Below are 20,881 nucleotides of genomic sequence, written 5' to 3'. Positions count from 1 at the left end.
TATGCGTACTGAGCAATATTCTTGGACAGGCCAGCCCGATGAACACCCGCGACATAAGCGCTTTCATCGCCGTCGTCGAAACCGGCTCGATCGTGCAGGCGGCCGCGACGATGCATCTCACGCAACCCGCCGTGACACGTCGCATGCAGAGCCTGGAGCTGCTGCTTGGCGTCGAATTGCTGGACCGGCAGTCCAAGCCATTGCGTCCAACTGCAGCTGGGCGCGAAGTCTACGAAAAGGGACGCCAGCTGCTGCAGGCCGAGGCTGACCTGATGGCGCTGGTTCGCGCGGATGTCGAGCCATCGGGCGAGCTGCGGCTGGGCATGCCGCCCTATCTTGCCGACATGACGCTTGCCACACCGGTGGATTGCCTGCGCAAGTGCTTCCCACGACTCACCTTGCGCATCCAGACCAGCTGGTCGCAGAGCCTGGTCGAACACGTCGAGCAAGGCATGCTCGATGCCGCCGTCATCGGATTCGCGGAAAACACGGCACCGCCGACCGGCATGACTGCCCACGCGTTCAGCCGACAGCCGATCAAGGTTGTCGCATCACCCGCCCTGAATCTGCGCACGCGGGTCAGCCTGAAGGATCTTTCCGCCTTTCCCTGGGTTCTTAGCCAGAACGGTTGCGGCATGCGGTCCGCATTGCGCCGCTCGATGGAAGCGCAAGGGCTTCCTTTCGACGTCGCGGTGGAAGCCATCGGCGCCGACCTGCAACTGTCCCTGGTCTCGCGCGGTGCCGGTGTCGGCATGATTACCGCCGACCTGCTCGCGACGAGTATGTACCGGGAGAAACTGAAGGTGCTTAGCGTGAGCGACTTCAAGTCCGATATCGTTGCATGGCTCATCCATCGCCCGTTGCCGCCACGACTCAAAGCACCGGTTGAACTGTTGCTGCAAGAGCTGGAGAAACTGGCGAGCAAGCAACTCGGCGCACCGCGTGTGAAAAAGCAGGCCTGAAATATTCCTGGCCGTCAGCGGATACCGGTTGCTGCAACTTCAACCGCCCCCAAGAAACCGATAGCCCACCCCGGGTTCGGTCTTCAGCCAGCGCGGCGTGACGGGATCGTCGCCGAGCTTCTGACGCAACTTGCCGAGCACGATGCGCAGGTAGTGAGTGTCCTGCACATGGGTAGCACCCCAGACTTCGCGCAATACCTGCTGCTGGGTCACCACGCGGCCGCTGTAGCGCAGCAACAGGGCCAGCACGGCGTATTCCTTGCGGGTGAGCGACAGCAACGCGCCGTCCAGATGTACTTCGCGGCGCGCCATGTCGACCGCGAGATGGCCGTCGTCATAGCGCGGCGGCAGTTCCGGTTCGCCGGGGCGGTTGCGCAGCAATACGCGCAAGCGCGCCATCAGTTCCTGGATGCCGAAAGGCTTGGTCACGTAGTCGTTCGCACCGTGATCGAGCGCGCGCACCTTCTCGTTCTCGGCATCGCGCACCGACAGCATCAGCACCGGCACCTGGCTCCACTGGCGCAGTTCGGCCAGCACGTCGTGGCCTTCGCGATCGGGCAGGCCGATATCGAGGATCACCAGATCGGGCGACTGCGTGGCGGCCAGCGCCAGCCCCTCCGCCGCGTTGGCCGCCAGCACCACCTCATAACCTTCTGCACGCAGGCCGATATCGAGGAAACGGCGGATCTGCGCCTCGTCGTCGATCACCAGGATGCGTGGAGCGGCTGAGGTCATGGACTCGTGTCGGGCGGTGGTGGCAAGGGCAGGCTGATGCGGATGGTGGTGCCGATGCCGTCGCCGGGCAAGGCCTCCACGCTGCCGCCATGCGCACCGATCATGCCACGACAGATCGCCAGGCCCAGTCCGGTGCCCTGCGGGGCACGATCACCACGTGATACCGAATAGAACATGTCGAAGATGAGCGCCCGCTCTTCTTCCGGTATGCCGGGGCCGCGATCGCTGACGTCGATCAGCAGGCGTTCGCCGTTGCTGTGCACGCTGACCCGCACCGGCTCGTCCGGCGGCGAGAAGCGTGCGGCGTTCTCCAGGATGTTGAAGAGTGCCTGTTCGATCAGCGCCGGATGCACATAGAGCAGCACCGGCTCGCTCGGCGCCACCGTCTCCACGCGCAGATCGGGAAACAGCTTGCGTAGTCGCATCACGGATGCTGCGACGATCTCCGCGCTGTCAGTCCAGTCACGGTTGAGTTTCAGCGTGCCGTGGCCAAGCCGGGTCATGTCGAGCAGGTTCTGGATGTAGCGATCCAGTCGCTGACCTTCGCCAAGGATCGCTTCCAGCAATTCGCGGCGCTCTTCCGGCGGCAATTTCTGTTCATAGCTGATCAGTGTGCCGGCGGCGCCAATCATCGAGGCCAGCGGTGAACGCAGGTCATGCGACACCGATGACAACAGCGCGTTGCGCAAGCGCTCGGTCTCGCCCTGCACGCGCGCGCCTTCGAGTTCATCCGACAATCGTGCGCGTTCCAGTGCCTGACCTATGTCCTGCGTCATCGCCAGCGCGAGACTGCGCTGATCCGGATCGGGCTCGCCCATCGCCGGGTCGAAGCGCAGTGCCACAGCACCCAACGGATGGTTTTCGCTGCCCAGCGGCAGCACCCAGCTCGGCGCGCCGTTCAAGGTGTCGGTATAGCGACCGGCCTGCTCGCCATGCCGGTCGCCCCAGTCGGCGGCGGCCAGATCCTGGGCGGACAGCGCGCGTTCCGGCGGCACGCTCGCCGCCACCCGCAATACCTGTTCTGCATCGCGTGCAAGGATGGCCGCATCGCAACGCAGCGCATGTGCCAGCGCCTTGCTGCCGACATCACGGATGCCGCTGGCGTCGGTGCTGGTAGTCAATTGCTGACCCAGCGTAAGCAGTGCGCGCGCCTGCACGTGCGCGCCGCGCAAGGATTCCACCTGACTGGCCAGCCGCGTGGCGAGACGGCTGCAGACCAGCGCCGCCACCAGAAACAGGGTCACCGCCAGCACGTCGTCGAAGCTGGAAATCTCAAGCGTGTAGCGCGGCGGTGCGAAAAAGTAGTTGTAGCCGAGAAAGCACAGGATCGCCGTATAGACGGCCACCGACATGCGCGTGCGCACCGCCACCACCAGTACCGCGGTGAGGAAGATCAACGACAGGTTCGCCACCGACAGATAGCGGTCGGCGATGAACGCCAGTCCAAACGCGACCAGGGTGGTGAGCGTGGCGTAGATGTATTCGCTGCGCGAACCGCGCGCGGATGGCTGTGGCAGGCGCAAGCGACGACGTGCCTTCGCCCGCTCGCTCGGCGTGGCGATGATGGTCAACTCCAGATGCGCGCCACGGCGCAGCAGTAACTGGGTCAACGAGCGGCCCAACATGCGCGCCACTACCCGCTCGCGGGTACGGCCGAGGATGATCTGGCCGACACCTTCGCGATCGGCATGCGCCAGCAGTTCGTCGGCGATCGCATGGCCGCGCAGGATGACCGTCTCGCCGCCGAGCCGGCGCGCCAGCCGCATCGCCGCATCGCGTCGCTCACGACGCGCGGGATCCAGCCGCGCGCCGGTATCGACAAAAGCGACGCTCCATGGAGCACCACGGCGCTCGGCGATGCGCCGTGCCACGCGCACCAGGTATTCGCTCTGCGCATGGCCGTCGATCGCCGCCAGCACACGGCGGCGCACCGTCATCGCGCTGCCGCGCGCCAGCATGTGCTCGCGCAGATCGCTGTCGACGTGGCCGGCGATGGTATCCACCGCCAGCTCGCGCAACGCAGCCAGATTGGTCGGCGAAAAGAACGCATTGAGCGCCGCCGCCGCAGTCTCCGGCACGTAGACCTTGCCCTGCTTCAGCCGCACGATCAGTTCGCGCGGCGGCAGGTCGACCAGCACGATGTCGCGTGCACGATCGAGGAATACGTCCGGCACGGTTTCGCGTACGGTGACGCCGGTGATGCGCCGCACCTGGTCGTTGAGGCTTTCCAGATGCTGCACGTTGAGCGCGGTGTATACCTCGATGCCGGCATCGAGCAGCTCGGCGATATCCTGCCAGCGCCGTTCATGCCGGCCACCTGGCAGATTGCGATGCGCCAGTTCGTCGACCAGCAGCACCGCCGGCTTGCGTGCCAGCGCGGCATCCAGATCGAACTCGGTGAAATCGCGCTCGCTGCCGTCGGACGACTTGTAACGCACTGGGCGGCGCGGCAATACCTCCATGCCTTCCAGCAAAGCTGCCGTCTCAGCGCGACCGTGGGTCTCGACCACACCAACCACCACGTCCACGCCCTGCCGCTTCAACTCGCGCGCGGCGGACAGCATCGCGTAAGTCTTGCCGACGCCGGGCGCGGCGCCGAGAAAGATCTTCAGCCGATGGGTGCGCTCGTCGTGCTCGGTGCTCAGAAGGGCATCGGCACGTGCTTCGCGGGATGGTTCACTCATGCGCTGATATGTCCGGGAGGTGGCACTACGTTAGCGCGATCAAGTGCCGTGCGTCTGCGGTGCATCCAGCGCGAGGTTGAGCTGCAGCACGTTGACCCGCGGCTCGCCGAATATACCGAGCTGGCGCCCGCTGGTGTATTCGTTCACCAGCGCCTGCACCTGCGAAGTGCTGAGTCCACGCGCCTTCGCCACCCGCGCCAGCTGGTACTGCGCTGCCGCCGGGCTGATCTCCGGGTCGAGGCCGCTGCCCGAGGCGGTGACCAGATCCACCGGCACCGGTGCAGTGTTGCCCGGATCGGCGGCGCGCAGCGCGGCAATACGCTGTTTCACCGCGTCGGTCAGCGCCGGATTGGTCGGGCCCAGGTTGGAGCCACCGGAGTTGACGCCGTTGTCCGCCTGCGGCGTGGTTGCCGACGGACGGCCCCAGAAGTACTTCGGGTCGGTGAACGACTGGCCGATCAGCACGGAACCGATCGGCTTGCCGTCCTTCACGATCAGGCTGCCGTTGGCCTGCCGCGGAAAGACCAGCTGGGCCAGCCCGGTGGCCGCCAGCGGATAAAGCACGCCGGTGATCACGGTCATCAACAACAGCAACATCACGGCATTGCGCAAGAGCTTGGTCATGATCATCACCTCAGTAGTGCAGGATCGCGTCGATCAGCGCGGTCACCTGGTGGTACTTCGTGCCGCCGTCGTAGGCCGGGAAATCATAGGCACGTTCGTAGCGGAGCTCCGGACGGATCTCCAGGTCCTGCGACACCCAGTGCGTCATGCCGATCGTGTGGCTGGAATAGCGCGTGGCGAAGCCGGTGCGCTGGCCCTGCACGTCGTTGTAGAACTCGTTGCGGATCGACAGCATGTTGGTCGGGTTCAACTCGATGTTCAGATAGTTGACGATGCCGTAGGCAGGGTTGTTTCCCGTCGGAAAATTTGGTGCCTGACCCAGCGGATAACCCGGCACGCCGAGCGGCGCGCCCTGCTGGTCACGCACATAGATGTGATAGACCTCGGTCAACATGTGCACGCTGCGCGTGAAGCGATGACCCCAGGTCAGCACATATTCCTGCAGGTTGTTGTACGTTTGCTTGGCCTTGTTCCAGGACTCGATGCAGGGATACAGCATGTCGTTGTTCGACGCGGATACCCAGCGCACGCAGGCCTGCGCACTCAGCGTGCCGGAACTGTTCCAGAACGCCGAATCGTCGCCGCTGTGCACGCCAAGTTGCACCGTCCACTGGTCGTTGAGCTTGGTCGTGGTGATGATGCCGGTATTGGTATAGGCATCCACCGTGTACAGAATGGAGTGGGTCAGCAGGTAGTTCTCGGGTGCGAACTGCGCCTCGATGTCGGGAATCGACAGATAGCGGCCGGCGGTGATCTGCATGCCCTGCGCCACCCAGGGGATGTACAGGTCGACGTACCAGATCATCGGGTCGTCGCCGTAGGCCTTGCCCGGCAACTGCTGGGTGTTCGGATTGTTCAGCAGCTGGTTGCTGAAAACGCCCTTCATGGTGGTGTAGTGGTAGTCGTAGCCGTACAGATTGTCGAAGTGGAAACCCCAGTCGAGATGATCGGTCTGCACGGTATCCGGCAGCCGTTCGACGCGGAACAGGAACTGGTCGAATTCGACACGATTCGGCCGCGTCGCATAGGACAACGGGTAGTTGGTGAAGCTCGATGAGCTGAGGTTGGCCGAGGGATTGATCCAGCCATACGTCTCGATCCGGTTGGCCTGCATCCACTGACCCAGCCTGGTGCAGGCCAGCGCCTTTTCCAGCGGGTACTGCGAATTCTCGTTCGGTACGCCGATCGCATTGTCGACGCCGCCGAGCTGCCATTCGGACGAAGGGAACGGCATCGAGTCGAACGGCGAGTCCAGCGCGCGACGCTTCGGCGCCGGTGCGTTCGGATCGGCCGGCTGCGCGTCTTCGCGATAGGCCGCTGCGAGGCGCGACAGAAACCCGTTGGAGCAGTCGCTGCTCACTGCAACCGGCGCCGTGGATACAGTCGTGTCCTTGTCGGCCGAAACCGGCGACGCGGCGACACCCGCGTCCGCCCGTGCCTGCCCGGCGGCGGCAAGCATGAGCATCAATGCAAGCGATGCAACTTTCTTGTGTGACATGTCTTTCCCTGCAACTTCGGCCCGCAATGGCCGTCTTTTCTGTAGTGGATGGATGGTTTATGCGTTGCCGCAGCGTGACGCCTGCGGGTATCAGATGCCGGCGTAACCGCCGAGTACGTAATCGTCCTGCTCGCTGCGTGGCGTTTGCTCCGCAGCTACGGCGGGCAATTCGCTACGGGGACGCAGCGGCAGCGCGATCACCACGTCGCAGTCGGAGTCGTTGGCCGACAGGCGCAACTCCATATCGGGATGGGTTTCATCGGGTAGCGATACCGAAAGCTTGAGCGTTTGCATGACAGAGCTCCATGGAAAGAAGTCGTCATCCCAGCAAAAGCTGGGATCCAGCGACTTGTAGTCAAGCGACTGGCACTAGGTCCCAGCTTTCGCTGGGATGACGAGCAAAAGAAATCAGGCCAGTCCGCACAGGACGAGCAACATATCGATCAGCTTGATACCGAGGAACGGCACCACGATGCCGCCCAGCCCGTAGACCAGCAGGTTGCGGCGCAGCAGCGCACCGGCGCCGAGCGCGCGGTACTTCACGCCCTTCAGCGCCAGCGGAATCAGGAAGATGATGATCAGCGCATTGAAGATCACCGCCGACAGGATCGCGCTCTGCGGCGTCGCCAGGTGCATCACGTTGAGCGCATTGAGCGCCGGATAGGTGGTCGCGAACGCAGCAGGAATGATCGCGAAGTACTTGGCGATGTCGTTGGAAATCGAGAACGTGGTCAGCGAGCCGCGAGTGATCAGCATCTGCTTGCCGATCTCCACCACCTCGATCAGCTTGGTCGGGTTCGAATCGAGGTCGACCATGTTGCCGGCCTCTTTCGCGGCCTGCGTGCCTGTATTCATCGCCACCGCCACGTCGGCCTGGGCCAGTGCCGGCGCATCGTTGGTACCGTCGCCGCACATCGCCACCAGCCGATTCTGCGCCTGGATATCGCGGATCAACTTGAGTTTGGCTTCGGGTGTGGCCTCGGCGAGGAAATCATCGACGCCGGCCTCGGCCGCGATGGCCGCCGCAGTGAGCGGATTGTCGCCGGTGATCATGATGGTCTTGATGCCCATCTTGCGCATTTCGGCGAAGCGCTCCTTGATGCCGCCCTTGACGATGTCCTTCAGCTCGATCACGCCGAGCGCACGCGCTCCCTCGGTGACGATCAGCGGGGTGGCGCCGCGCCGTGCGATGTCCTCGGCCATACGCTTGACCAGCGGCGGCAGGTGGCTGTTCTGTGCCTCGAGATATTTCTCCACGGCATCCAGTGCACCTTTGCGAATCTGCCGCGTGTGCAGATCGACACCGCTCATGCGGGTCTGCGCGGTGAACGGCACGAAGTGCGCGTCGAGGGCTTCCAATGGCTGTCCACGCAGGTCGAACTGCTGCTTCGCCAGGACCACGATGCTGCGCCCTTCCGGCGTCTCGTCGGCCAGCGAGGCGAGCTGTGCGGCTTCGGCGAGGATGCTCTCCGCCACGCCGGGCGCGGGATGGAAGGCGACCGCCTGGCGATTGCCCAGGGTGATGGTGCCGGTCTTGTCGAGCAGCAGCACGTCTACGTCGCCAGCCGCTTCGACCGCACGGCCGGAGGTGGCGATCACGTTGGAGCGGATCATCCGGTCCATGCCGGCGATGCCGATCGCCGACAGCAGCGCACCGATCGTGGTCGGGATCAGGCATACCAGCAGTGCGATCAGCACCGTGAGCGTAATCGGATGGCCGATGCCCGCCACCTGCACGCTGTAGAGCGAATACGGCAGCAAGGTGGCGCAAGCCAGCAGGAAGATCAGGGTGAACTTCGCCAGCAGGATGGTCAGCGCGATCTCGTTGGGTGTCTTGCGACGTTTGGAACCTTCGACCATCGCGATCATGCGATCGAGGAAGCTCTCGCCCGGATTGCTGGTGATGCGCACTACCAGCCAGTCCGACAGCACCTTGGTACCGCCGGTGACCGCGCTGCGGTCGCCGCCGGATTCGCGGATCACCGGTGCGGATTCGCCGGTGATCGCGCTCTCGTCCACGCTGGCTGCACCGACCACCACTTCACCGTCGCCGGGAACCTGCTCGCCGGCCTCGACCAGCACGTGGTGGCCGGCACGCAGCTCACTCGATGGCATGAAGGCAATCGCTGCATGGCGATCGGCCGATGCCAGCTTCTTCGCGATCACATCCTTGCGCGAACTACGCAACGCATTGGCCTGCGCCTTACCGCGGCCTTCCGCCAGCGCCTCGGCGAAGTTCGCGAACAACAGGGTGAACCACAGCCACAGGCTGACCCAGAAGATGAAGCCGGTCGGTGCCTCGCCGTGGCCGGCGAGCGCCTGCGCCCACAGCAACGTGGTCAGCACACTGCAGACGAAGACAACGAACATCACCGGATTGCGGAACTGCAACCGTGGCGACAGCTTGCGGAACGAATCGGCCATCGCCGTGAGAACCAGCTCGCGGCTGAAATTCCGTATGGAATCAGCACTCGCTGTTTGAGTTTGTGCGGTCATGATTCAGTGTCCCGACATCAGGGATTCGGCGATTGGCCCCAGGGCCAGCGCCGGAAGGAAGGTCAGCGCGCCGACCACGACTACCACGCAGGCCAGCAGCGTGATGAACAGCGGCGTATGTGTAGGCAAGGTGCCAGCCGATTCGGGTACGTGGCGCTTGGCGGCGAGCGAGCCGGCCAGCGCCAGCATCGCGATGGCGAGCGGGAAACGGGCGAGGAACATGCAGATGCCGAGCAGCACATTCCAGAACGGCGTGTTCGCCGAGAGCCCGCCGAACGCACTGCCGTTGTTGTTGGAGGCCGAGCTGACGGCATAGAGGATCTCGCTGAAGCCATGCGCACCGGGATTGGCGACGCCTGCCACACCCGCCGGCGTCATCACCGCGATGGCCGTACCGATCACCACCAGTGCACACGGCAGCAGCACCGCAAGACTGGCCATCTTCATTTCGTAGGCCTCGATCTTCTTGCCGAGGTATTCCGGCGTGCGGCCCACCATCAGCCCGGCGATGAACACCGCCACCACCGCGAAGGCGAGCATGCCGTACAGGCCCGAACCCACACCGCCGAAGATCACCTCGCCGAGCTGGATCAGCCACATCGGCACCAGGCCACCGAGCGGAGTCAGCGAGTCGTGCATCGCATTGACCGCACCGCACGAGGCGGCCGTGGTAATCGCCGCGAACAGGCCGGATGCGGCGATGCCGAAGCGGGTCTCCTTGCCCTCCATGTTGCCGCCGGCCTGTAGCGCCGAGGCGTGCTGATCGACTGCCAGTCCATGCAACGCCGGATTGCCGGCCTGCTCGGCCGCGACCAGGCCGATCGTCAGCGGGATGAAGATCAACAGCATCGTGGCGAGGATCGCCCAACCCTGGCGCCGATCGCCCACCTGCATGCCGAACATGTAGCAGAGCCCACCGGGTATCAGCAGGATCGCCAGCATCTCGATGAAGTTGGAGAACGGTGTGGGGTTCTCGTACGGGTGTGCCGAGTTCGCGTTGAAGAAACCGCCGCCATTGGTGCCGAGCATCTTGATCGCGATCTGCGACGCGGCCGGGCCCATCGGCAGGGTCTGCGTGGTGAGCTGCGCGGGTTTGGTTTCAGGGTTGCCTGACGCATCCTTGATAGGGTTGCCAGCCGCATCCGTCACTGGTTCAGCATAGGTGCTGGCCTGCACCACCGGCACGTCGACATACGGCTTGAAGTTCTGCACCACGCCCTGCGACACCAGCAGCATCGTTATCAGCAGTGACAGCGGCAGCAGCACGTACAGCGCGCTGCGGGTGAGGTCGACCCAGAAGTTGCCGATGCTGAGCGAGCTGCGCCGGCTGAAGCCGCGCACCACCGCCACCAGCACCGCGATGCCGGTTGCCGCGGAGAGGAAGTTCTGCACCGCCAGGCCCGACATCTGGGTCAGGTAGCTCATCGTCGACTCGCCGGCGTAGCCCTGCCAGTTGGTGTTGGTGGCAAAACTGATCGCCGTGTTCATCGCCGAATCGGGCGACACCGCACCGAAGTGCTGCGGGTTCAGCGGCAGCCACTGCTGCACACGCTGCAGCAGATAGACGACCAGCACGCCGAGTACGTTGAACAACAGCATGGCCAGCGCGTAATGCTTCCAGCCCATGGCTTCGTCATCGCGGATGCCGCACAGACGATAGATCACGCGTTCCACGCCACCACCAAAACGGGTGACGCGGTTCGGCGTATCGGCGAACACCAGCGCCATGTAACTGCCGACCGGCTTTACCAGCAGCAGCAACACCACCAGGTACAGCCCGACCTGCAGGAAATCATTCGTGGTCATTCGAACCACTCCGGCTTGAGCAGGGCCACGCACAGGTAGCCGGCCAGCGCCACGGCGATCAGGCCGGCGAGGACATACAGGACATTCATGACGGGAAACTCACGCAGTGAAGGGGAAGGCAGACACGGCTACCGATCTACTTGCGCGGACTCAGCCGATCGCAGATCAGCGCAAAGCCCAGCACGGCCGCGCACAGCACGAACAGGAACAACAGGTAGACGAAATCCATCGGCGTCGACTCCATGAAAGGGCGACGCGCACTGTAGGAAGTGCCGTATAAGATCGGGGTATCGGGACGGCGGCTACGCGTATAGAACGCGTAAATTTTCCGGATCCGGCTGGATCGGCGCTCAGGCCGTCATACGCAGCGAGCCATCGGCGGGATCGGCTGCCAGCCGCTCGACCATGTAGCCGGCCGTATCCCATGCATCGAGCCCACCCAGCAGCGGACGCACGTTGCGGTAACCGATCGCCATCAGCAACTTGGCGGCCTTGGCCGCGGAGACCTCGTTGGGGCAGCTGCAATAGATCACCAGCTCGCGATCCGGCGGAATGTCCTGGAGCGCCTGGGCGACCTGATCCAGATCGGCCAGCAATGCCCCGGGGATGATCCGCGTGTCGAGCAGGCGCGCAGCCTGCGAGCGCACATCGACCACCACGGGAGTCTGCCCGTCCGCAATGGACTGGTTCAGTTCCTCCACCGTAATGCGGGCCATGCGCAGGGCAATCAGCAGGCGCCTGCGCTGCCACCACTTGGCGGCGATATAGAGCGCGAGCAGAACCAGCACCAACTCGAACGCGACGGTGCCGGCACTGGCCATCGCGGCCAGCAGATCGTCGATCTGTGCGGCAAAAGCGTAGCCAAGCCCGATGGCAACACCGGCCCACAGCAATGAGCCCAGGCCGTCCAGCAGCACGAACGTGCCGGTGCGCAAACCCATCGCACCCACCAGCGGCGGCGCCACCGTCGACAGTCCCGGCACGAACTTGGCGATCAGCAATACGCGGCCGCGCCAGCGCTGGAAGCGCAACTCGGACTGCTTCACGCAGGAATCCGGCGACAGCGAGATGCGGCAGATCGTGCGCATCACTCCGGAACCGAAGCGCCGGCCCGCCCAGTACCAGAGCAGATCGCTGAGCAGGCAGGCGAGTACCGCGACCAGCACCACGCCCGCCAGCGGCAACTTGCCGTTCGCGCTCAGTGCACCGGCCACGATCATGGTCGGCACCGCCGGCACCGGTACCCCGGCCTGCTCCACCAGCACATTGAAGAACACCAGCAGCAAGCCGTACTCGGCGATCAGCGCGATGATTTGATGGGCCATCGGATCGGCACTCGGTTTACGGTCCCGCAGAAACCGCAGGCGCCCATGATTGGGCCGGCCACCGTCGATTGCAAATCCTTGCGGCCGCCCATCGCGACGTCCAGCCGTGCCATCCCAACCTGCGCAGACGACGGCTTTCGCCCGGAACACCCCCCATGGATGCAGCCCAGGCCTCAAACCGCGGCGCAAGTCGCTGTGCGCCTCTATAATCGGGGCATACGCCGCCTTGAAGCCTCCATGAACTCGATGCCCGCCGACGCCAGCCGCCCCGCCGACTTCGCCCATGTGCGCGACCTTGCCGCTGCCGACATGCAGCGCGTCGATGCCCTGATCCGCCAGCGGTTGTCCTCCGACGTAGTGCTGATCAACCAGATCGCAGACCACATCATCGCCAGCGGCGGCAAGCGGCTGCGCCCGATGCTGCACGTGCTGGCCGCCGGCGCCGCCGGCTATCGCGGCGACCACCACACCAAGCTCGCGGCGATCATCGAGTTCATCCATACCTCCACCCTGCTGCACGACGACGTGGTGGACGAATCCGACCTGCGCCGCGGCCGCAAGACCGCCAATGCGCTGTGGGGCAACGCCGCCAGCGTACTGGTCGGCGACTTCCTGTACTCGCGCTCGTTCCAGCTGATGGTGGAACTCGATGACATGCGCATCATGCGCATCCTCGCCGACACCACCAACACGATCGCCGAGGGCGAGGTACTGCAGCTGCTCAACATCGGCAATGCCGACGTCAGCGAAGCGGCCTACCTGGCGGTGATCGAACGCAAGACCGCCGTGCTGTTCGCCGCCGCCACCGAACTCGGCGGCATCCTCGGCGGCCTGCCGGAATCCCAGGTGGCCGCACTACGCCGCTATGGCATGGAACTGGGCTACGCATTCCAGATCGCCGACGATCTGCTCGACTATGTCAGCGATGCCGGCACCCTGGGCAAGAACATCGGCGACGACCTCGCCGAGGGCAAACCCACCCTGCCGCTGATCTACGCACTCGAAAAAGCCGATCCGGAACAGGTGCAGTCGCTGCGCCACGCGATCGAGCATGGCGGGCTCGACTCGCTCGACCGCATCATCGCCTCGATTCGCGATTCCGGCGCGCTGGAGCGCACCCGCGACCGCGCCGTGATGCATGCGCAGGCTGCGTGCGAGGCACTCGCCAGCTTGCCGGCATCAACCTATCGCGACGCGCTGGCCACCCTGGCCGACTATTCGGTGCAGCGCACGTTCTGACCCCACTCGCGAAATTCCTGTTCCTGTTGGAGCGGCTTCAGCCGCGACGCTTTCGCTTGAAAACCCCATCAAGAGCAAAGTATCGCGGCTGAAGCCGCTCCTGCAAAAGCCATGCTGCGGCCACCGTAGCCGCACCCGCCCTCCCGCGATTGGATTACCCACGGAAACCAAACGTTCGCGGATGGACGCTGGCACCGTCGCCGCCAATCGGCCAGACTTCGCCTCATGCCTCGCTTCCGCTCAACCAGTTGGCTATTGTGGCTGGCAGCACTGCTCCCACTGGAACCAGCCCACGCCGCCAGTGCCATCTATCGCTACGACACGGTGCATAGCCAGGTCGTCTTCAGCATCAGCCATGACGGCTATTCACGCCCGTTTGGACGGCTGCACATCGCCGACGGCGTGCTGCGTTTCGACCCGGACGATATCAGTACTGCGGCGACCGAACTGGACATCGACCTGGGCAGCCTGGACATGGGCGATGCGGGCTGGAGTGCGGCCGTGTGCAAGCCCATCCTGCTCGATTGTTCACATAACCATTACGCGCATTTCACCAGCACCAGCGTCGAACGCAAGGATGCCCATCACGGTGTGCTGCACGGCCAGCTGAGCCTGCGCGGCATCAGCCAGCCGGTGAGCATCCCGTTCACCTTCAATCGCGCCGGTCGGACTATTTATGGACTGCACGACGTGGCCGGCTTCTCCGCCACCGCCATGCTGGATCGCGACGCATTCGGCATGACCGCCTTTGCCGGCTCGATCGGGCACCAGGTCAGCGTATGGCTGGAAATCGAGGCGATCCGCGGCGACACACCCTCTTCAAAACCCGGGAAACAACCATGAGTCTGCGCAGCAATGACCGCCAGTGGGGTTCGGTCGCCAAGTTCTTCCACTGGACCATCGCGCTGGCGATCCTCGGCAACGGCATCTTCGGTCTGCTGATGGATCTGGCCCATTCACCCATGCAGAAGATCAACTGGCTGGCCCTGCACAAGTCGATCGGCCTGACCGTACTCGCGCTGGTGCTGCTGCGGGTGCTGTGGCGCTGGGGCGACGGCCGGCCGCGCGAGGAACCAACGACGCGCTGGCAGCAACTGGGCGCACAGGCCGTACACGGCGTAATGTATGTGCTGATCGTGGCGCTCCCGGTCAGCGGCTGGTGGTTCAACTCCGTCACCGGCAAACCGCTGCAATGGTTCAAGCTGTTCAACCTGCCGGCGCTGGTGGCGAAAAACGACGACATGCGTCATGTGTCGCATGCCGTGCACGAATATCTGTTCTGGTTGCTGATCCTGGTGCTGCTGGCGCACGTGGGTGCGGCGCTGAAGCATCACGTGTTCGACAACGACAACGTGTTGCGACGGATGCTTCCCTTTGGCCGCTTGCGCAACGGCTCGACCTCCACAGGAGACTCCCCATGAAACGACTTGCCACCCTGCTGCTTGCCCTCACGCTGCCGTGCGCTGCCGCGGCCACCGACTACACCGTGCGTCCCGAGCTGAGCCAGCTCGGATTCAACGGCACCTACCAGGGCGCTGCGTTCAATGGCAGTTTCAACCAGTGGACAGCGGCGATCAGCTACGACCCGGCCCATCTTGCCAGCTCCAGGTTCGATGTGACCGTGACCCTGGCGAGCGCCAAGACCGGCGACCACGATCAGGACAGCGCGCTGCCCGGCGCAGATTTCTTCGACGTGGCGAAATTCCCCACTGCCCATTTCGTGACCACCGGTTTCCATCAGGACGGCACGCAGGTGATCGCCGACGGCCAGCTGACCCTTCGTGGGGTCACCAAGCCATTGAGCCTGACCGTGGTGTTCAAATCGCAGGGCAACTCGGCCGTGATGGACGTAGCCGGTGTTTTGAAGCGGCTCGATTTCGGCGTGGGCATAGGCGACTACTCCGACACCTCGGTGATCGGCGCGAACGTCAAGATCATCGCCCACCTGCAGCTTGCGTCGAAGTAACCCTGCATCACGATGGCGAGCGACCACCTGTGGCAACGCCTGCGCGGCTGGATTACGCCGACCCGCACCGTCACCACCCCGGCATCGCGCCATCAGGCCAGCGACTCGACGCGGGTGGCCGACAGCCTGCGCGGCCTGCTCGATGACCCGACCATCCCGGTGTCGGTGCGCAGCGAGCTGGCCACCGACTTCGGTCGCATCGAGCACATGCTGGACAAGCTCGAGCGCGGCGAACTTCACGTCGCCGTGTTCGGTCACGTTTCCACCGGCAAATCGGCACTGGGCAATGCCCTGCTCGGACGTGAGGCATTCGCGGTCAGCGTACTGCACGGTACCACCACCGATGCCGCGCACGCGATGCTTGACGAGGCGCAGCACGATGGCCTGGTGCTCATCGACACGCCCGGCATCAACGAACTGGATGGCGAAGCACGCGAGCAGCTGGCGTTCGAAGTAGCCGAGGTCAGCGACCTGGTGATCTTCGTCTGCGACGGCGACCTCACCCGCGAGGAGCTCGACGCGTTGAAAACCCTCGCCGCCACCCAGCGACCGCTGTTGCTGGCGCTGAACAAGGCCGACCGTTACGGCCGCGATGAGTTAAGCAGCTTGCTCGAACATCTGCGCCTGCGCGTTGCCGGGCTGGTACGCGCGGAAGACGTGCTCGCCGTGGCCGCACATCCCACCGCGCAACGGGTAATCGAGGTCGATACGCACGGCCGCGAGCAGACGAACGAACAGGCACTCCCACCCGATGTCGCCGCCCTGCGCGAACGCCTGCTGGCGATCGCGGCACGCGAAGGCAAGACGCTGTCCGCGATCAATGCCGGACTGTACGCCGGCCGGCTCACCGACCAGGTCAGCGCGCGCATCGCCCAGACACGGCAGGCGGTCGCCGCGAAACTGATCCGGCATTACTGCATCGCCAAGGGCGTGGCGGTCGCCTTGAATCCGATCCCGGTTGCCGACCTGCTCACCGCCGCCGGACTCGATGCTGCGATGGTGGTACAGCTATCACGCGTGTACGGGTTACCACTGACCCGTGCCGAATCCGGCCGGCTGGTGGCGGTGATCTCGGCCCAACTCGCCGCGTTGATGGGTGCGATCTGGGGCATGCAGCTGGTCGCCTCGGCGCTGAAAGGTGTCAGCGCCGGCCTGTCAGTGGTGGTCACCGCCACCGCACAGGGTGCACTCGGCTGGTACGCCACGGTGCTGATCGGCCGCGCCGCCGAGCGCTATCTGATCGCCGGCAAATCCTGGGGCGAGGCCGGTGCCAAGCGTGCGGTTGCCGACATCGTCGCCAGCCTCGACCGCGATTCGATCCTGCGCGAAGCGCGCGAGGAAATCCTGAAACGGCTGAAATCGCAGCGCACGTAACCCATCCCGCGCATCATCCCTACCTCTGCAGGAGCGGCTTCAGCCGCGATGCTTTTGGCCGCATATGCAGAAAAGCATCGCGGCTGAAGCCGCTCCTACAAAAAATTCGCGCTCCTGCAATTGCCCTGTCTTCCAGCGCCGGGCATCATGCCCCGATGAACCTGATCACGCCATCAGCTCCTGCGCCGTCGACCACCGAGCAGCCCATGGTGGTCAATTGCATTGCCTACCGGAACGACGGCAGCCGGATCGGCGACATCAGCCTCGATGCGATCAGCGACGTACTGGCGCAACCGGATACTTTCGTCTGGGTCGGCCTGCACGAACCTGATGAAGCGATCCTGCAGAAACTGCAGCAGGAATTCGGCTTGCATGACCTGGCGATCGAGGATGCACACGCGGCACACCAGCGCACCAAGCTGGAAACCTACGGCGACTCGCTGTTCCTGGTGGTGCAGACTGCCCAGCTGATCGACAGTCATCTGGAATTCGGCGAGACGCACCTGTTCTTCGGCGCGCGCTACCTGGTCAGCATCCGCCACGGCGCGTCGCTGTCCTACGCACCGGCGCGGCGCACCTGCGAGCACACGCCGACGTTGCTGGCACTCGGCCCCAGCTACGCGCTCTACAGCGTGCTCGACTTCATCGTCGACAACCTGCTGCCGATCGTGCGCGACTTCCGCGAGGAACTGCAGCGCTTGGAGCAGGACATTTTTGCCGACACTTTCAAGCGCAGCACGGTCAAGCGACTGTACGACATGCAGCGCGACCTGATGACGCTGCGCCTCGCGGTGGCCCCGCTGCAGGACATCATCAGCCAGCTGGTGCGGCTGCACCCGAACCTGATCCCCGACGAGCTGCGCGCCTATTTCCGCGACGTCTACGACCACGTGTTCCGCGTCAACGAATCCATAAGCGCGATGCGCGAAATGCTCACCGCCGCGATCAACGTCAACCTCTCTTTGGTCACCTTCGGCCAGAACGAGGTGATGAAAAAACTCGCCGGCTGGGCCGCCATGCTTGCTGCGCCCACCCTGCTCACCAGCTGGTACGGCATGAATTTCACCCATATGCCCGAGCTCAACCAGCCATGGGCCTATCCCACCATCATCGTGGTTGTCGCCGGCGTGGTCGGCGGCATCTTCCTGCTGCTCAAGCGAGCGAAGTGGCTGTAATCCTCCCGTAGGAGCGCACCTTGTACGCGAATGCTCTTGTTCACATATCGGCAAAGAGCAATCGCGCACAAGGTGCGCTCCTACATGGAATCGGGCCATCTTCCGCTGGGATCAGGCCCTTGGGATTGCGATGGTTTTCGAATGGCAAATCCTCCGGGGCACCGGGCACTACGCAAAGGCCGCATGTCTCTGCCGGGGCAGATCTATCTGCTGACGACGACCACGGCGGATCGCAATCCCTGGTTTCTCGACATGGATTTCGCCATTGCCACATGTCGCTTGATGATCGAGCCAAAAACCTGGGGCGATGCACGTCCGCTCTGCTGGGTGCTGATGCCGGATCACTGGCATGGCCTGGTCGAGCTCGGCGAACGGGATGACCTCTCACTCGTCATGAATCGTTTCAAGGCGGTCACCAGCAAACGCATCCGGCAAACGGCACCGATCCCGCGCATCTGGGCTCGCGGCTTCCACGATCACGCTCTGCGGTGCGATGAAGATATCCACGCGGCGGCACGCTACATCATCGCCAATCCATTGCGCGCCAGGCTCGTCGATCATACCGGCGACTACCCTTATTGGGATTGCATCTGGCTGTAGGAGCGCACCTTGTGCGCGAGGCTCTTGTGGCACCTCGCGAAAATCCTTCGCGCACAGGGTGCGCTCCTACCTGAAAACGGCGGCTGTCGGGCCGCCGTTTTCATCACATGAAATAGGCTCAGTTCGACGAAGCCTTCGGCGCATCCACGGCCGTCCACTGTTTCAGCCACGCGTTGACGGCGTCGTGCCATTGCACGCTGTTGTGCGGTTTCAACACCCAGTGGTTCTCGTCCGGGAAAGTCAGGAATTCGCTGGGAATGCCGCGGCGCTGCATCGCGGTGAACGCGCCCAGGCCCTGGGTGATCGGGATGCGGAAATCGTCGCCGCTGTGCACCACCAGCATCGGCACGCGCCAGTCCTTGACGTGGTTGACCGGATTGAACTTCTCGTAGTTCTCGGGATGCTCCCACGGCGTGCCACCGTTCTCCTTCTCCTCGAACCAGAGTTCTTCGGTGTCGTAGTACATCGCGCGCGCATCGAATACGCCGTCGTGGTCGACCAGGCACTTCCACGGCGTGTTCCACACGCCGGCGATCCAGTAGGTCATGTAGCCGCCGTAGCTGGCGCCGAGCGCGCAGGCGCGATCGCCGTCGAGGAAGCTGTACTTGTCCAGCGCGGCCTTCCAGCCCAGCTTCAGGTCTTCCAGCGGTTTGCCGCCCCAGTCGCCCGAGATCGAATCGGTGAACGCCTGGCCATAACCGGTGGAACCGTGGAAGTTCACTGTCACCACCGCAAAGCCCTGCCCCGCATAGGTCTGCGGATTCCAGCGGTAGCTCCAGCCATTGGTCATCGCGCCCTGCGGGCCGCCGTGGATGATGAACGCGACCGGATAGGTCTTGCCCGGCTGGTAGTCGACCGGCTTGACCACGTAGCCCTGCACGGTCTGGTTGTTCCAGCCCTTGAAGGTGAAGAACTCGAAATCACCGACCTTGGCGTTCTTCAGGTCTTCCGCGTTGAAGTGGGTGACCTGCTTCAGGTCGTTGCCGTTGGCCTTGGCAACGTACAGGTCGGCTGGCCGCTTCAGGTCATCACGCGTCAGCAGCAACTTGTCGCCGACCAGTGAATAGCCATCCACCGTGCCGTCACCGGACAGCCGCGTGACTTCCCCGTTGACCGGATCAATCGCGAACAGCGGATGCTGCCCCTCGTCATCGGCCGTGGCATACAGCGTCTTGCCATCGGCGGAAATCGACAGACTGCCAGGCGAGCGATCCCACTTCGGATCAACCTCGCGCTTCGCACCGGTAGCCAGGTCCAGTGCCATGATCGCGAAGCGGTCGGCTTCGAAGCCTGGTGTCTTCATCGCCAGGTAGTACAACGTCTTGCCATCCGGCGAGGCTACCGGGTATGCATCCCACGCCTTGTTTTCGGCGGTGCGATTCTTCGGCGCTGACGAGCCGTCCGCCGGCACGCTGTAGACGTCGAAGTTGGTCGACCACGGTTCACTGGTACCGGCGATGCGCGCATCGAAATACACGGTACGGCCATCCGGCGCGAAGCCGAACTCACTCTCGTCGCCAAACGGCTTGCTCGGCACGTCACCGTCGATGCCACGACTCAGCAGGGTCGGCTCCACCGGCAACTGGCCCTTGCCATCGAAGCTGGCCACGAACAACTGGTTGCGCCGGCCGTTGGCCCAGGTATCCCAGTGCCGCACGAACAGTTTCTTGTACAGCGTGCCGCTGGCCTTGTCCTGGTCGCGCGCCTCGACGCGCTGCTGGGTGCATACCAGGGTGGCGCAGTCGGTGAATACCTCGTACGACAGCAACACACGCTTGCCATCCGGCGACAACTTGTAGTCATTGATGTCCAGCGGCGTGTGGCTAACCTGCACCGGCGCGACATGCTTCGCCAGGCTCAAGCCGTCCTTGCCACCCAGGTCCAGCCGCCACAACTGCGCCACGCCCTTCGCCGGCGCCACGAAATACAGGCTGCGCCCATCCGCCGACCAGCGCGCCGAACCGCCCTTGTCCACCACCTTCACCGGCTGGTTGCCGTTGCCCGACAGATCCAGCACATACACCGCGTTGACGCCCTTGTTCGCCGCGTAATCGGTGCTGCGCACGCCGAACGCTGCATAACGCCCGTCCGGCGACAACTGCGGATCGCTGACCCGCTCCATCATCACAAGGTCTCGCACATTGAACGGATGCGGGCCCTGCGCCTTGACGAAGCTGGTGTCGACGGCATCGCCAGCCAGCGCAGGCACGGCCACCAGCGCAAGCAGCAGCGCGGCTATGAGAGGTTTCATGGTCGGTGTCCCCGGTTAAGTTAAACCGTGACGTTAAGCGCCAAACCCGCCGCAGGCAAGTTTTGCCGCGTACTGCACCTGCGTAGAAGTGCAACGCGCACCTGTGGGAGCGACTTCAGCCGCGACGCCTTTCAAGCCACAACTGA

The 20,881-nt window shown here is 64.0% G+C and carries 18 protein-coding genes; 8 read left to right on the top strand and 10 right to left on the bottom strand.

The annotated features are described in order from the left end of the window. Positions 1-38 precede the first annotated feature (38 nt). Entirely contained in the window at positions 39-962 is a 924-nt protein-coding gene (locus B0E50_RS14500; RefSeq protein WP_077442059.1) for a LysR family transcriptional regulator, read from the top strand. 39 nt (positions 963-1,001) lie between these two features. Here B0E50_RS14500 and B0E50_RS14495 read toward each other — a convergent pair whose 3' ends face one another. From B0E50_RS14495 to B0E50_RS14455, 9 genes are all read right to left on the bottom strand, one after another. Continuing rightward, positions 1,002-1,697 (bottom strand): response regulator, encoded by a 696-nt coding sequence (locus tag B0E50_RS14495; RefSeq protein ID WP_077442058.1) that lies wholly within the window; start codon positions 1,695-1,697, stop codon positions 1,002-1,004. Next, on the bottom strand, positions 1,694-4,381 hold the full coding sequence (locus B0E50_RS14490) for a sensor histidine kinase KdpD (RefSeq protein ID WP_077442057.1): 2,688 nt from the start codon (positions 4,379-4,381) through the stop codon (positions 1,694-1,696). The genes B0E50_RS14495 and B0E50_RS14490 overlap by 4 nt, the downstream gene beginning before the upstream one ends. A gap of 39 nt (positions 4,382-4,420) precedes the next feature. Then, on the bottom strand, positions 4,421-5,005 hold the full coding sequence (gene kdpC, locus B0E50_RS14485) for a potassium-transporting ATPase subunit KdpC (RefSeq protein WP_077442620.1): 585 nt from the start codon (positions 5,003-5,005) through the stop codon (positions 4,421-4,423). A gap of 10 nt (positions 5,006-5,015) precedes the next feature. Then, positions 5,016-6,503, bottom strand: coding sequence for an outer membrane beta-barrel protein (locus B0E50_RS14480; RefSeq protein ID WP_077442056.1), 1,488 nt, complete (start codon positions 6,501-6,503; stop codon positions 5,016-5,018). A 90-nt stretch (positions 6,504-6,593) separates the two neighbouring features. Further along, complete coding sequence (locus B0E50_RS14475; protein WP_077442055.1) at positions 6,594-6,797, bottom strand: hypothetical protein; 204 nt, start codon at positions 6,795-6,797, stop codon at positions 6,594-6,596. Between the two features lie 114 nt (positions 6,798-6,911). Then, positions 6,912-8,999, bottom strand: coding sequence for a potassium-transporting ATPase subunit KdpB (gene kdpB, locus B0E50_RS14470; protein ID WP_077442054.1), 2,088 nt, complete (start codon positions 8,997-8,999; stop codon positions 6,912-6,914). Positions 9,000-9,002: 3 nt separating this feature from the next. Next, positions 9,003-10,805, bottom strand: a complete 1,803-nt coding sequence (kdpA, locus tag B0E50_RS14465; protein ID WP_077442053.1) for a potassium-transporting ATPase subunit KdpA — start codon at positions 10,803-10,805, stop codon at positions 9,003-9,005. Further along, positions 10,802-10,894 carry a K(+)-transporting ATPase subunit F gene (gene kdpF / locus B0E50_RS14460; RefSeq protein WP_077442052.1) on the bottom strand — a complete coding sequence of 31 codons (93 nt, stop codon included), beginning with the start codon at positions 10,892-10,894 and terminating at the stop codon, positions 10,802-10,804. The genes kdpA and kdpF overlap by 4 nt, the downstream gene beginning before the upstream one ends. Positions 10,895-11,155: 261 nt before the next feature. Next, positions 11,156-12,130, bottom strand: a complete 975-nt coding sequence (locus tag B0E50_RS14455) for a VTT domain-containing protein (RefSeq protein ID WP_077442051.1) — start codon at positions 12,128-12,130, stop codon at positions 11,156-11,158. A 237-nt stretch (positions 12,131-12,367) separates the two neighbouring features. Here B0E50_RS14455 and B0E50_RS14450 point away from each other — a divergent pair, with 237 nt between their 5' ends. From B0E50_RS14450 to B0E50_RS14420, 7 genes are all read left to right on the top strand, one after another. Further along, positions 12,368-13,369 (top strand): polyprenyl synthetase family protein, encoded by a 1,002-nt coding sequence (locus tag B0E50_RS14450; RefSeq protein ID WP_077442050.1) that lies wholly within the window; start codon positions 12,368-12,370, stop codon positions 13,367-13,369. 225 nt (positions 13,370-13,594) lie between these two features. Continuing rightward, entirely contained in the window at positions 13,595-14,212 is a 618-nt protein-coding gene (locus B0E50_RS14445; protein WP_077442049.1) for a YceI family protein, read from the top strand. After that, positions 14,209-14,790: a cytochrome b gene (locus tag B0E50_RS14440; RefSeq protein WP_077442048.1), complete on the top strand. Its 582-nt coding sequence runs from the start codon at positions 14,209-14,211 to the stop codon at positions 14,788-14,790. The genes B0E50_RS14445 and B0E50_RS14440 overlap by 4 nt, the downstream gene beginning before the upstream one ends. After that, positions 14,787-15,335 carry a YceI family protein gene (locus B0E50_RS14435; protein WP_077442047.1) on the top strand — a complete coding sequence of 183 codons (549 nt, stop codon included), beginning with the start codon at positions 14,787-14,789 and terminating at the stop codon, positions 15,333-15,335. Before B0E50_RS14440 ends, B0E50_RS14435 begins: the two co-directional genes overlap by 4 nt. A 12-nt stretch (positions 15,336-15,347) precedes the next feature. Beyond that, the gene (locus tag B0E50_RS14430; RefSeq protein ID WP_077442046.1) at positions 15,348-16,709 is read left to right on the top strand and encodes a GTP-binding protein; all 1,362 of its coding nucleotides are present in this window, start codon (positions 15,348-15,350) and stop codon (positions 16,707-16,709) included. Positions 16,710-16,915: 206 nt separating this feature from the next. Next, on the top strand, positions 16,916-17,884 hold the full coding sequence (locus B0E50_RS14425; RefSeq protein WP_254427340.1) for a magnesium and cobalt transport protein CorA: 969 nt from the start codon (positions 16,916-16,918) through the stop codon (positions 17,882-17,884). Between the two features lie 84 nt (positions 17,885-17,968). Next, positions 17,969-18,484 carry a transposase gene (locus B0E50_RS14420; protein WP_343124521.1) on the top strand — a complete coding sequence of 172 codons (516 nt, stop codon included), beginning with the start codon at positions 17,969-17,971 and terminating at the stop codon, positions 18,482-18,484. 118 nt (positions 18,485-18,602) lie between these two features. Here B0E50_RS14420 and B0E50_RS14415 read toward each other — a convergent pair whose 3' ends face one another. Further along, the gene (locus tag B0E50_RS14415; protein WP_077442043.1) at positions 18,603-20,735 is read right to left on the bottom strand and encodes a S9 family peptidase; all 2,133 of its coding nucleotides are present in this window, start codon (positions 20,733-20,735) and stop codon (positions 18,603-18,605) included. Positions 20,736-20,881: the final 146 nt, after the last annotated feature.

Origin of the sequence: Rhodanobacter sp. C01 (assembly GCF_002001045.1) — a bacterium.
Lineage (GTDB): Bacteria > Pseudomonadota > Gammaproteobacteria > Xanthomonadales > Rhodanobacteraceae > Rhodanobacter.
This window is presented reverse-complemented; position numbering and strand designations above follow the sequence as displayed.

Excerpts from the sequence above, each read along its gene's own strand:
- B0E50_RS14415 (WP_077442043.1), bottom strand. The coding sequence starts at position 20,735 with ATGAAACCTCTCATAGCCGCGCTGCTGCTTGCGCTGGTGGCCGTGCCT.
- B0E50_RS14445 (WP_077442049.1), top strand. The coding sequence starts at position 13,595 with ATGCCTCGCTTCCGCTCAACCAGTTGGCTATTGTGGCTGGCAGCACTG.
- B0E50_RS14430 (WP_077442046.1), top strand. The coding sequence starts at position 15,348 with ATGGCGAGCGACCACCTGTGGCAACGCCTGCGCGGCTGGATTACGCCG.
- kdpA (WP_077442053.1), bottom strand. The coding sequence starts at position 10,805 with ATGACCACGAATGATTTCCTGCAGGTCGGGCTGTACCTGGTGGTGTTG.
- kdpB (WP_077442054.1), bottom strand. The coding sequence starts at position 8,999 with ATGACCGCACAAACTCAAACAGCGAGTGCTGATTCCATACGGAATTTC.
- B0E50_RS14435 (WP_077442047.1), top strand. The coding sequence starts at position 14,787 with ATGAAACGACTTGCCACCCTGCTGCTTGCCCTCACGCTGCCGTGCGCT.
- B0E50_RS14450 (WP_077442050.1), top strand. The coding sequence starts at position 12,368 with ATGAACTCGATGCCCGCCGACGCCAGCCGCCCCGCCGACTTCGCCCAT.
- B0E50_RS14425 (WP_254427340.1), top strand. The coding sequence starts at position 16,916 with ATGGTGGTCAATTGCATTGCCTACCGGAACGACGGCAGCCGGATCGGC.
- B0E50_RS14495 (WP_077442058.1), bottom strand. The coding sequence starts at position 1,697 with ATGACCTCAGCCGCTCCACGCATCCTGGTGATCGACGACGAGGCGCAG.
- B0E50_RS14420 (WP_343124521.1), top strand. The coding sequence starts at position 17,969 with ATGGAATCGGGCCATCTTCCGCTGGGATCAGGCCCTTGGGATTGCGAT.
- kdpC (WP_077442620.1), bottom strand. The coding sequence starts at position 5,005 with ATGACCAAGCTCTTGCGCAATGCCGTGATGTTGCTGTTGTTGATGACC.
- B0E50_RS14455 (WP_077442051.1), bottom strand. The coding sequence starts at position 12,130 with ATGGCCCATCAAATCATCGCGCTGATCGCCGAGTACGGCTTGCTGCTG.
- B0E50_RS14475 (WP_077442055.1), bottom strand. The coding sequence starts at position 6,797 with ATGCAAACGCTCAAGCTTTCGGTATCGCTACCCGATGAAACCCATCCC.
- B0E50_RS14440 (WP_077442048.1), top strand. The coding sequence starts at position 14,209 with ATGAGTCTGCGCAGCAATGACCGCCAGTGGGGTTCGGTCGCCAAGTTC.
- B0E50_RS14500 (WP_077442059.1), top strand. The coding sequence starts at position 39 with ATGAACACCCGCGACATAAGCGCTTTCATCGCCGTCGTCGAAACCGGC.
- kdpF (WP_077442052.1), bottom strand. The coding sequence starts at position 10,894 with ATGAATGTCCTGTATGTCCTCGCCGGCCTGATCGCCGTGGCGCTGGCC.
- B0E50_RS14490 (WP_077442057.1), bottom strand. The coding sequence starts at position 4,381 with ATGAGTGAACCATCCCGCGAAGCACGTGCCGATGCCCTTCTGAGCACC.
- B0E50_RS14480 (WP_077442056.1), bottom strand. The coding sequence starts at position 6,503 with ATGTCACACAAGAAAGTTGCATCGCTTGCATTGATGCTCATGCTTGCC.